Origin of the sequence: Mesorhizobium sp. B2-4-14, assembly GCF_006442155.1 — a bacterium.
In the GTDB taxonomy this organism is placed as follows: Bacteria; Pseudomonadota; Alphaproteobacteria; order Rhizobiales; family Rhizobiaceae; genus Mesorhizobium.
Genome location: NZ_VFVA01000069.1, coordinates 1 through 10,091, shown reverse-complemented (window position 1 = coordinate 10,091; position 10,091 = coordinate 1). Strand labels below are relative to the sequence as shown.

The following is a 10,091-nucleotide window of genomic DNA, read 5'->3' as shown; positions in this document are numbered from 1 at the left end:
AATACTTTTGGTTGGAGACCGTCCGCCCGGAATACGCCAAAAGCCTATGCTCCGAGGTAACCTGGGGCTGTCCTTCCTTACCCTTTTATGCAGGCTGTCCAGATGTGTTCGCCGTCCTAGGGTCGGCGGACACCAAAACATGGACCTGGCATGAGACTGGCAGTGATTATCCCAACCCTAGGCCGCAGCGCGCAGGTTGCGCGCCTGCTCGGCTATTTGGGTAGCCAGAAAAGACTTCCCGATGAAGTCATATTGTCCGCGCCCGACGCCACACATGTTGAATTGCCGGCCAGTTGCCCCTTTCCTGTAAAATGTGTTTTCGGGCCGAGGGGGCTGACCGCACAGCGGAACACGGCTCTTGCGCCGTCGCTGGCGCGCTTCGACATCATCACATTCTTCGACGACGATTTCGTCCCATCGGCCGAATACCTGAAGCAGATCGAACAAGCCTTTATCACAAATGACGAATGGGCGGTGGTGATGGGCAGGGTCATCAAGGACGGGGCCGCCAACGCTGGCCTCACCTGGGAAGATGCCGAAGCCGCGCTGCGGGCAGCAGAGGGCACCCGCAGTGCCGGACCTTCGGCAATCGACCATGTGGGTGCATACGGATGTAACATGTCGGTCCGTTCCTCGCTTGTGGGTGATTTGCGTTTCGACGAGCGCCTCGTCCTGTATGGCTGGCAGGAGGACATCGACTTCACCAGCCAACTGAGATCCAAAGGCCGGGTGGTCTGCGTATCCTCGATCAGAGGAGTCCATCTGGGCATCAAGACAGGTCGCGTCAGCGGAGAGCGATTCGGCTACTCCCAGGTTGCTAATGCGATCTATCTGATCAAAAAGGGGTCCGTGCCGGCCTCTTTCGCGCTTCCCCTGATGCTCAGGAATATTGCAGCCAATCTGGCAAAGAGCCTGTGGCCCGAGCCGTATGTCGACCGTAGGGGCAGGCTCAGGGGTAACCTGCTCGCTATCCTGCACGTCGCGATTGGCCGAATCGAACCTGAGTACATCTTGAAAATCTGACGAAGGGGAAGACAATGCGCAAATGGGTTTTGACGATCGCTTCTGCGTCACTGGCCGCGGCGGTCGCCGGCGCCTTGCCTTCGGCGGCTGCCGAGTATCTGCTCGGACCCCAAGATAAGGTCAGGCTCAAGGTTTATGAATGGCGCGCATCACGTGATGTGATTTTCGAATGGACGGCTCTGAACGACGCTTTCGTCGTCGGTGCCGACGGCACGCTCTTCCTTCCGTTTGTCGGCCAGATACGCGCGCAGGGCACCGCTCCCGGCGACCTCGCCCGGGCCATCGGCGATCGCTTGATGCGGAACATGGGGCTCGGCCGCCAGCCCGATGTCGCTGTAGAAATTGTGCAGTACAGACCTTTTTACATCGTCGGCAACGTCAAGCAGCCCGGGGAGTTTCCTTATCGGCCCGGACTGACCGTGCTGCAGGCGGTGGGGATCGCGGGCGGCTTCCCTATACGCCAGGACGACATATCGCGGCTCGGGCGGGAAGTCATCTCAGGCCAGGGCGATGTGGGTTTACTGGCGCTGAACAATGTCAGCCTTCTTGCCCGCAAGGCGCGCCTTGAAGCCGAACTGGCCGGCAGCGAGGAGATCTCATTTCCTGCGGAATTGAACGACAGGGCTTCCAACCAAACCGTTGCATCGACAATGGACCAGGAGCGCAAAATCTTTGCGATCGGCAAGGACGCGCTGACGACGCAACTGCGTTCACTCCATGAACTCAGGGACTTCCTAGAAAAGGAACTGGATTCGCTGGGACAGCAACTGACATTCCACGACAAGCAGATCGAGCTTGTCCAGAAGGAGCTCGCGAGTGTTTCGACGCTTGTCGAGAAGGGACTGGCGGTTGCACCACGCGAGCTATCGCTTGAGGGGACGGTCGCGCAGATGCAAGGGGACAGGCTCGCTGCCGAGACCTCGCTGCTGCGCGTGAGGCAGGAGATCAGCAAGACCGACATCGAGATTCTCAACATCAGCAACCGGCACGCCAGCGAAGTCGCTGAAGGTTTGCGCGAAACCCAGCTGCAGCTCAACGAAGTCACCAGCAAGGCCGATACCGCGGTGCAGTTGCTGCACGAAACCGAGATTGCAGTCCCCGCCCTGCTCGCTCTGAGGCAACGCTCCGAAAGTGCCAAGCCAATCTTCAAGATCGTCCGGACAACGGATAGCAGCACCGCCGAACTTCCCGCCGAGGAGACGACAGCATTAGAACCCGGCGACACAGTGAAGGTCGAGATCCCGGCGCCGGACGCAGGTCTGGCTAGCATACCTACAGGCGGTAGCCTTCAGGCCGGGACGGTTCCGGTTCAGGGCATCAATTGATCAAGTCCGCGATCCGCCAGGGCAACTGACGTAGTTGGCTGATCGGTCCCCACCGCATCAGATCCTGTGACGCTCTCGATCGCCTCCATATGATCGGCTTGGCTTGTGCCCTGAAACCACGGCCGCCGAAGCCATTCAGGAAGATCAGGAAGATGAAGCAAGACTCGGCACTCAAGCCGACCGTCTAGGCAATGCTCGCAGCACTTGCCTTGCTCTTTGAGGCCGCATATCAGTGAGCACCGTGGGCCCTCAGGCCCCGGACGGAACCTTGTGCCGCAGTGAGTTGATCCGTCCTGCCACTGGAGATGTCGGTGCTCATGACACTAATCGCCCTGGCGGCTGCGGGCGCTCTGATAGGCCTGCGGTTCAAGGTTTCCGCACTTCTCGCAGCCACCGCCCTGCTTGCGATTGGAAGCTTGGCCTGGAACGGCTTTGGATTTCCGGGCCATGTGAGCGTCCTCAAATTCCTGATCCTGGCATTCGTGTTGGCAGGCGCGTACATCATCGGGGTGCTTCTGTCCGTCCGCTGGAGGCAAACCGCAGAGTGACGCGTCAGGGGGTTAGGAGGTCCTGTCGAAGCGCATCACCGCGAAGACGGTCCTGAACAGGATCGCGATGTCGGACCAGACAGACCAGTTCCGAACATAGTGGCTGTCCAGCGCCACGCGCGTGGCATAGTCCACGCTGCTTCTTCCGCTCACCTGCCAAAGACCGGTCAGTCCCGGCCTGGCGCGGAGATAGTCCGCTACGTGGTCGCCGTAAAGCTGGAGCTCTTCCTTCACGACCGGCCTCGGCCCCACGCAACTCATGTCGCCACGGACAATGTTGTAGAGTTGGGGGAGTTCATCGAGGCTTGACCTTCGCAGCATTCGCCCGAGGAACGTCACGCGCGGGTCGTTCCTGATCTTGTGGGTCTTCTCCCACTCCATTCTGATGTCGGGATTGGCTTCGAGGCAGGCTGTCAGAACGGCTTCCGAATTGGCGACCATCGAACGGAACTTATAGCAGTTGAACGGTCTTCCGCCGAGGCCGACCCGGCTGTGCGGGAACACCGCCGGGCCGCCTGTCGTGATCCTGATGAGCAGGGCAACAGCAACCATTACCGGCGCGGCCATGACAAGCGCCGTGACCGCTATGATCAAATCCAGGATTCGCTTCAGAAGACCTCCCACGGGAGGATTCATAGAGCCTGCCCTGATGGCGGGCGACAAGTCGATCAACAACACCCCGCCACTGTCGTGGTCGGGAGCCGAAACAACATGCAGGACCGCTCGGTTGTCGACTGCCACCGGAACGGATGGCTGGCCCCAACTCGAGGGTGCGAGATGTGACTGCTTCTCGAAGGCGTTTGTCATGACGATCATTGTTTCGAATTGTTTGACTATGACACTTTCCCAATCTGGGGGACGCTCGGCAAGAAAGGCAAAGGAGGTAGCGCTGCGCGCCCCACCCTAAACTTAATGCCGAGGCATGATCCCGAACGTCTTCCACGCTTTCGAGGACGCATCTGCCCTTTTCATGTCGTGCGGTGTTTGGATGTCATCGCCCGAGCGTTCGCCAAAAGGGCTCCAAGCACATGCGCCCTGCTGGCCTGCAACGCTCTGACAAGGTCCCGCAGCGTTTCGGAATGCGTCTTGCCCCATTCCGCAACGATGACGACACCGTCCAGAACGGACCCGACCATCAGTTCGTCGGCTCCCGAGGCCAGTGTCGGCAGGTCAACGATGACAACGTCGTAGGCGCCAAGTTCGCGATCGGCGAGACCAAAAGCGGTAACCTCCGAGAGGAACGCCTCCATGTTGCGTGGCGTCAACAAGTCGGTGCCCTCCACCACGGAACTGCGAAGCAGGTCGAACGGCCGGCCTGGTGCGCGCACGATGCTTAGCCGGATCGGGTCCTGGCACAGTCTGTCGTAGACAACCGAGCGGCCGAGCAGCCGCATGGTGGTAACCGATCGCCGGACATCGGCGTCGATCACCAGCGTCTTTAGACCGGACATCGAGTAAAGCGTGGCGAGATTGCTGATGACGGAACTCTTGGGACTGCCGTTGGATACGGCGGTCAACCCGAGGAATTTGACCTGATGGTTGGTTTCCGCAAGGCTGATCTCGGCCCGTGCCTTTCTGAGACACTGGCTGTATCGCGAGTAGGGACGTCTCTTGACCTCGTCAATGTGGCCGGATTCCATTCGCTTGCTCGTCAAAGGCAACTCTCCGAGGCACTCGATGCCGAGGTTCTCCCTGATGTGCCGCGGCGACCTGACGGTCCAATCGAGCGTGTGCCTCACAAACGAAATCCCGATGCCGACAATGAGCCCGGCAATCGCGGCGAAGGCAAGGACTAGTTTCGGCCTTGGAGCGCTCGGATAAAGCGGCGCTGTCGCGGCCGTGATCACCCTCGCGTCGGCCACCGGATACGATTGCTGGCTCACCGAGTTGGTGTAGGCCTGGAGGAAGCTTTCGTACATCTTCTGATAGGTTTCGGCGGTCACCTCGAGCTCTTCGAGCGTCGGCACGGCGTTGACGCCGTCCGTGGCATTGGCCTCTTCATTGTTGGCCTCCTTGCCGACACTGTAGTCGTGCCGAGAACGGAACTCCTGAGCCTTCGCCATGGCCGCGTTCATTTGCGCACGAAGCTGCTGAAGACGCTTCTCGAGCCACGCGCCACCTTCCCGTGCCGCGTCGGCCTTGGTTTCGATCTGTTCATGCACAAAGGCATCGGCCGTGGCGTTGGCAATGTTGGATGCGCCCTCGGGATCAACGGAGGTGAAGGAAATGTCTATCGCGTAGGAAACACCGACCCTGCGGATATCGAGGCCGTCGCGGAAACTCGACATTGTGTGGCGGAATTTTTGATAGTCGCTCAGTGATGCGGCGGGTTCTGGCATGCCCAAGCCGAAATACTCCCACAGCGAGGTCAGCCTGGCGCTTTTTTGGGCTCCCAAAGCGTCAGCCAGGACCATTTTTATTTTTCTGAATGCCTCCGGTAAAATCGGCGCGTGTGGACGATTGAACTTAGGGTCTTCGACGAGTTTCAGCTGCTCAATGACCATCGCCGCGATTTTTTCCGACTGCATCACTGCGATCTGGCTTTCCACCTGCGCGGTGTCCAATGACAGGTTTACTTCTCCGCCCTCCTGTAGATGTTGCGGCACTTTCGGCTCGATCAGGATCTGCGCACTGGCGGTAAACACTGGGTCGGTGGTCGAGTTGTAGAACCAGGCCACCAAGAGGGCGGCGCCAAGGCAGGCAATGATCGTTCTGAGGTAACGCCGCAAAAATCCGGTTATATCAGCGAGGCCGATAAACTCCTGGCTGATGGCACCCTGCTTGTTCGTTGTCGCAGGCCAATGATGAGGCAACATGCGGTCCATTCAACTTCTCCTGCAGGCGTGCGGGAAACTCCGGCGCACGCCATCCTGACGCAGGCGAAACATGGTGTCCGGCCGATGTCTGGTGGAAAGCTGCGGCCCCGCGATCCCAGATTGCCCCAAAAGACTATCCCGGCGGTGCGGAAGGTAAACGCCGCCAATTGGCGTATGCGGCTACGTCCTATGGGAGGGAAGAAGGCGCTGCAACTCTGCTTGAGTCCTGCGCACGAATGACAGCTGCCGCTGCAGCGAGACCTGCCGTGTGTGATTCAACATCATATTATGTGTGAGCGTATCGATCCTCACGGAGATAACTTCGAGGGTCTCGCCGTTCTCGAGCGCCTGCACAGAAAACGCGGCGCAGTCCGCCATCGCGTTTTCCGACGGATAAAGTTGCGTCGCCTCCTTCTCGATTTCGACTTGCGTGGCCTGAAGAAGGCGAACCAGCCGGCCAAGGCGCCTTTCATCGACATGTTCGCGCGACGGGGACCTCAATGCGGGAAACGGCATTTTGCGGCCCAATCCTTAACGTGAGCGCCCGAATGGAACGCATGTGCCAGAATACAAAACACTCTCGCCTCTACGAGACATCCTTTCGGCGGCCGATTGGCATCTCCTATTGGATGAGGGGAGCGTATCTGGGTGTCAGGACTGCCCGAATTCCTGACGAGGCCGGCGCCCCACAGCATGCTAATACCCTCCCTCGTGAGCGATTTCGGAGCGGAAGGTGTCCTTTACAAACTCAATTACATCACGAGGCGGTGTCGGGCCCGCCGCCGCGCTGGATGGTAGTGGACGTGACTTGGGCAGCCATTTGATCGCCGCCGAGATGGCGCCCAATCGCCGGGCTGTTCCTTGGCGGCCTTCGTCCAGGACGTCGGCATGGCTTTTCGCAGTCTGCCTGCCTCACGCCGCTGCTGCCAGCTCCTCGCCGGGGCCACAGTGACAGCCTCGACGGAGAAGCCTATAATCCGGCTCTGGTGCGCTGCTCCGTCCAAAGGGCGCCACGACATGGCCGATGCTCTCGACCTGCAGTTGCGCCAAGATCCATAGGTCGGAGCCAGTAGTTAGAGATTTCTTGAGAAGGGACTCGAGTATGGCATCCGAGCTGGTGTGTTTTGTCATGAGCGGGGGCGTGGGCTCGCGCCTGTGGCCACTTTCGCGCGAAGACAATCCAAAGCAATTCCACGACCTTTCGGGCGACGGTTCAATGCTCGCAAAGACTGTCCGGCGGCTCAAGGCGCGGCCCGACAATCAGACCCCAATCTACCTGATCGCTTCCGAACGACATGCCGATCGCGTTATCTCTGACATTGCTTCGCTCGGCCTGAACGGCGGTAAACCGATCTTCGAGCCTGTCGGTCGCAATACCGCCGCAGCCGTGGCCATAGCCACCCTGCAGACAATCTCGGAACATGGCAGCGATGCACTTGTGCTCGTGGTTCCCTCCGATCATGAAATATCGACCGACGCGCAATTCTGGGAGACCGTCGAGTCGGGCGTTCCTGCCGCCGAGTCAGGGAGCATCATCGTGTTCGGCATCAAGCCAACGCATGCGGAAACTGGATACGGCTACATCGAAGTTGCAGGAACTGATGACCGCGTGGCTGCAGTTTCGCGCTTCGTCGAAAAGCCCAACGCCGAGACAGCGCGCAAATACGTATCGTCAGGGCGATTCTACTGGAATGCCGGCATTTTCCTGTTTCGTGCCGACACCATGCGTCGGGCATTTCTCGAGTTCCAGCCGGACATCTGGGAAACTGCAGAACGGGCCCACAAGACTGCACGCACGGACCTCTCGGGTATCTGTCTCCCCCAGGGCTTCTACTCGGCCGTCCCCTCCACCTCGATCGACTATGCCGTCATGGAGCATGCACGCGATATTGCAATGGTTACAGCTTCCTTCCGCTGGAACGACCTTGGGTCGTGGCAATCGCTGCTCGAAGCGAGCCCGACAGACGGCAATGGCAATGTCGTTATGGGCGACATCGTCGCCATGGACTGCGACAGCTCCTACCTTAGAAGTCAAGGCAGGCTGCTGACCGTCATCGGCATGAAGGGGGTGGCGGTAGTAGCGACACCGGACGCGGTGTTCGTCGCCCCTGTCAGCCACAGTCAGAACGTGAAGAAGGTCGTCGAGCAGTTGGAAAAGAGCGGACGGCTTGAGACGAAGTACACGCCCTCGGGAGACCGGGTCATCATCAACGGCTCCTGGCGCAAGCGCGTCGAACATTGGCTCTTCAACGAAACCCTGCCGCTTTGGTCCACCGTAGGGGTCGATGATGTGAACGGCGGCTTTCACGAGGCGCTCGGTTTCGACACAAGGCCGCTGGGGAAGCCCAAGCGCATGCGCACCATGGCTCGCCAGATCTACGCCTTCGCGGTGGCCAAGGAACGCGGCTGGGCGGGACCAGCCGACAAGCTGATCGACCACGGCATCGACTTCATTGCCAAACATGGCCGTACCACCCGTGGCGGCTGGGTGCGCACCTTTAATGTCAATGGCAGCGTGGCTGACCCTGCGGAGGACGCATACGACCATTCCTGCGTACTCCTGGCACTTTGCCATGCTCATCGATGCGGCCATCGCGAGGCCTTGCGACTGGCGCAAGAGACATTTCATTTCATCGACGCGCATCTCGAAGACGACCGTCTGAACGGCTTCCTGGATACCTCCGGCTCCAACGGGATGCGGTTTTCGAACCCGCACATGCACATGCTGGAGGCTTTCCTTGCGTGGCATGGCGTTACTGGCGACCGCACCTATCTGCGCCGGGCGGCTCGCGTGGTCGATCTCTTCAGATGCCATTTCTTCGACCAGGAGAGCTGGACGGTAGGGGAAAATTTCGACGTCGACTGGCTACCTTTGCCTGGAGAAAAAGGCCTGTCGACCGAACCCGGCCACCATTTCGAATGGGCTTCGCTTCTCATCGATTTCGCTCAAAAAAGCGGACAAAAGGACTTGGCCAGTTATGCACGGAAGCTCTATTCGTCCGCGATCGCCAGCGGATTGAATCGGGCTACGGGTCTGGCTTACGCGGCTGTGTCGCGGCAGGGAATGCCCATCGACCGGCTCTCCCGCAGTTGGCCGCAATGCGAGGCTATCAAGGCAGCCATAGCCTTGGACGGCATAGACGGGCCTGATTTGAAACCAGAGATAGAGGCCCGTGTCGCCCGCCTCTTTCGATGGCATATCGATCCCGCCCCCCTTGGCTTGTGGATCGACAGAATTGACGAGCGCGGAAGATCACAGGCAACGGAGGTTCCCGCCAGCATTTTCTACCACTTGGTGACGGCCTTGATGCAGTATTTGGACAAGACCGAAGGGCAGATCGAATCTTTCCCGATGCCGGCTTTGGGCCTGGGCAAGAGCTTCGCCGCGCGGGCTCTGGGCTAAGCCTCACGGTCTGCCCCACACTATTCATCCGGCTGGGTACGGAAGAAAATTCGACGGCGTGGCAGGCCAGCGATGTACGCGCCCGTCCGATCAAAGGTGGCGAGACCCGTCGCTGACGGCAAGCGGCGACCCCGTTAGCTGGGTAAGTGACCATGGTTTCTCTGATAAAAGACTTGTCGCCGTTCTCCGATGCGACGTCTCAGCGGCGACGGCGGTATCGTGGTGTCCCAAGGTGGAAGGGCAAGCTACGGCTAATTCGGTACGCCTGCCTCTGTGTCGTCGCTCCAAACCGGGATAGCATGCTTACAATATGTCTAAAGGGACGCACAGATTGAGCTTTTCCAATCTCGTTGCCGCCGCGGATCGCGATTAAATCGCTCAAGGCGAGGTGATGTGAGTCCAAACACCCTTCTTGTCCGGACAGTTGAGAAGCATACTATGGCAAAAAAGAAATCGCGTACTAGGCCCAGCAGTGATCTCTTGAAATTGCTGGCCACCAGGCCTCGAGCTGTTGCCCTTGCCGCGTTGCACGTAAGTGAATCGGTGCTGCTTGAACTTGAGGCATCGGAATTGTTGTCGGCAAGACAGATAAGAGGGTTGCTCAAGGACGCATCAAAGACCTTGCGGAATGCCGCCGGCCAAGTGGACAATCGCAGCAGCTTCATCGCCGCCGAAATAGTCGATTCCATGCAAGAAACTTTCACAAGAAATAAAAGCTAGCTGCGGGGTTGCGACGCACAACTTGCTTTCGCATGCTGGTAGCTGCGACGTCGCACGGGTACCCATCACGCCAAATTTAATGTACATTCGATCCGTTGGGGATAGAAAGGAAGACATCGGGCGGGCTTATAGATGTTGTACGCTTCACAGTCTTTGGGCGGGAATGAAAAGCGGTCATCGTATATCAGGCTTGCCGACGAAGATTCGGCGCTCATGAAGAGGCTGGGGTTCACATCGAATCGTTATCCACCCGAGA

The 10,091-nt window shown here is 59.0% G+C and carries 8 protein-coding genes; 5 read left to right on the top strand and 3 right to left on the bottom strand.

All coding sequences use genetic code 11. The features are described from left to right. Positions 1–150: 150 nt before the first annotated feature. From FJ938_RS28990 to FJ938_RS28980, 3 genes are all read left to right on the top strand, one after another. Entirely contained in the window at positions 151–1,023 is an 873-nt protein-coding gene (locus tag FJ938_RS28990) for a glycosyltransferase (protein WP_140612778.1), read from the top strand. A gap of 14 nt (positions 1,024–1,037) precedes the next feature. Then, the gene (locus FJ938_RS28985; protein WP_140612779.1) at positions 1,038–2,348 is read left to right on the top strand and encodes a polysaccharide biosynthesis/export family protein; all 1,311 of its coding nucleotides are present in this window, start codon (positions 1,038–1,040) and stop codon (positions 2,346–2,348) included. A gap of 317 nt (positions 2,349–2,665) precedes the next feature. After that, positions 2,666–2,896, top strand: coding sequence for a hypothetical protein (locus tag FJ938_RS28980; RefSeq protein ID WP_140612780.1), 231 nt, complete (start codon positions 2,666–2,668; stop codon positions 2,894–2,896). A gap of 12 nt (positions 2,897–2,908) precedes the next feature. Here the strand turns inward: FJ938_RS28980 and FJ938_RS28975 are convergent, their stop codons facing one another. The 3 genes from FJ938_RS28975 to FJ938_RS28965 form a co-directional block, all read right to left on the bottom strand. Beyond that, the gene (locus FJ938_RS28975; RefSeq protein ID WP_140612791.1) at positions 2,909–3,532 is read right to left on the bottom strand and encodes a sugar transferase; all 624 of its coding nucleotides are present in this window, start codon (positions 3,530–3,532) and stop codon (positions 2,909–2,911) included. Positions 3,533–3,864: 332 nt separating this feature from the next. After that, positions 3,865–5,721 carry a GNVR domain-containing protein gene (locus FJ938_RS28970; RefSeq protein WP_140612781.1) on the bottom strand — a complete coding sequence of 619 codons (1,857 nt, stop codon included), beginning with the start codon at positions 5,719–5,721 and terminating at the stop codon, positions 3,865–3,867. 171 nt (positions 5,722–5,892) lie between these two features. After that, on the bottom strand, positions 5,893–6,228 hold the full coding sequence (locus FJ938_RS28965) for a hypothetical protein (RefSeq protein ID WP_140612782.1): 336 nt from the start codon (positions 6,226–6,228) through the stop codon (positions 5,893–5,895). Positions 6,229–6,814: 586 nt separating this feature from the next. On the opposite strand from FJ938_RS28965, the gene FJ938_RS28960 reads away from it, so the two are divergent. Together FJ938_RS28960 and FJ938_RS28955 are read left to right on the top strand one after the other, a co-directional pair. Then, positions 6,815–9,115: a mannose-1-phosphate guanylyltransferase/mannose-6-phosphate isomerase gene (locus FJ938_RS28960; RefSeq protein WP_140700025.1), complete on the top strand. Its 2,301-nt coding sequence runs from the start codon at positions 6,815–6,817 to the stop codon at positions 9,113–9,115. Between the two features lie 438 nt (positions 9,116–9,553). Then, on the top strand, positions 9,554–9,835 hold the full coding sequence (locus FJ938_RS28955; protein ID WP_023781606.1) for a hypothetical protein: 282 nt from the start codon (positions 9,554–9,556) through the stop codon (positions 9,833–9,835). Positions 9,836–10,091: the final 256 nt, after the last annotated feature.

What these genes read in the sequence shown, in the direction of transcription:
- FJ938_RS28955 (WP_023781606.1), top strand. Translation starts at nt 9,554, where the DNA reads ATGGCAAAAAAGAAATCGCGTACTAGGCCCAGCAGTGATCTCTTGAAA.
- FJ938_RS28990 (WP_140612778.1), top strand. Translation starts at nt 151, where the DNA reads ATGAGACTGGCAGTGATTATCCCAACCCTAGGCCGCAGCGCGCAGGTT.
- FJ938_RS28970 (WP_140612781.1), bottom strand. Translation starts at nt 5,721, where the DNA reads ATGGACCGCATGTTGCCTCATCATTGGCCTGCGACAACGAACAAGCAG.
- FJ938_RS28960 (WP_140700025.1), top strand. Translation starts at nt 6,815, where the DNA reads ATGGCATCCGAGCTGGTGTGTTTTGTCATGAGCGGGGGCGTGGGCTCG.
- FJ938_RS28980 (WP_140612780.1), top strand. Translation starts at nt 2,666, where the DNA reads ATGACACTAATCGCCCTGGCGGCTGCGGGCGCTCTGATAGGCCTGCGG.
- FJ938_RS28975 (WP_140612791.1), bottom strand. Translation starts at nt 3,532, where the DNA reads ATGAATCCTCCCGTGGGAGGTCTTCTGAAGCGAATCCTGGATTTGATC.
- FJ938_RS28985 (WP_140612779.1), top strand. Translation starts at nt 1,038, where the DNA reads ATGCGCAAATGGGTTTTGACGATCGCTTCTGCGTCACTGGCCGCGGCG.
- FJ938_RS28965 (WP_140612782.1), bottom strand. Translation starts at nt 6,228, where the DNA reads ATGCCGTTTCCCGCATTGAGGTCCCCGTCGCGCGAACATGTCGATGAA.